Here is an 884-nt window from a genome sequence, read left to right as displayed (position 1 = left end):
AGTACGGCCGCAGAAATTTCGGCATCGAGCGCGCCGGCAGCGCCGGCGGGTCCCACGTCGTCCAGCCCCGCGCCGCCCCCGGCACCCGCGCCCGCTCCCCGGATACCGTACGGCGGCGGCGCCGCTAACCCTGCTCCCGGCGGTGGCGGCGCAGCGGGTGGTGCGGGCGGCGGTGCCGGAGGAGGGGCCGGCGGTGGCGGCGGCGGTTAGGCCGTCACGAAGCTAGGCCCGTCAGGTCGGGTCGGCCGCCGAGGCGCTGCACCGTCGAGCCTGCGGCCGCCGCGGCGCGCCCACCCGCCTGGCGTGGCCCCGCACCGGCGCGCAGCGCGGCGATGAGGCCCGCCACGAACGCATCGCCGGCGCCGGTGGGATCCACCACCTCCACGTCGGCGAACTCGAACAGTTCGTGGTCCCCGTCCCACACCAAGAGGTCGCCGACGTCCGGAACCGCGAGCGCGACCAATTGAGGTCCGCACGAGAGCAATTCGCGGCCCAACGACGCCGCGGCGGCAACCGTGGCTACGGGCCGGCCGGCGATGAGGGCGGCCTCCTTCGCGTCGGCGCGCAGCACGTCGACCGACGCGAGAAGATCGGCGCGAATATCGGGTGCCGGCACGCCGTCGGCGACCACCCGCAGTCCCTGCCGGCGGCCCCGTCGCGCGGCCTCGAGCGCGGTGTCGGGCGGCTGCTGGAGCTGGATGGAGACGGTGTCGGCGGCGTCCCACGCACGGGCCGCGGCGTCGAGGTCCGCCACTCGAACTAGCGAGGTATCCGGCACGTCTTCCACCAGCATGCGCTCGGGCGGCCGCGCGACGAGATCGATGAGCAGCGCCGTCGCGCCGCGCCGCGCCACCCCGGAGACATCGATGCCGTCGCCCTTCGCC

Annotated in this window: 1 protein-coding gene; it reads right to left on the bottom strand. The window is 76.0% G+C overall.

Going from position 1 to position 884, the window contains the following annotated elements:
- Window positions 1-214: 214 nt before the first annotated feature.
- On the bottom strand, window positions 215-884 hold a 670-nt coding region (locus tag A5673_RS17890), incomplete at its 5' end, for a PfkB family carbohydrate kinase (RefSeq protein WP_068235139.1).

Origin of the sequence: Mycobacterium sp. E3198, assembly GCF_001667015.1 — a bacterium.
In the GTDB taxonomy this organism is placed as follows: Bacteria; Actinomycetota; Actinomycetes; order Mycobacteriales; family Mycobacteriaceae; genus Mycobacterium.
This window is presented reverse-complemented; position numbering and strand designations above follow the sequence as displayed.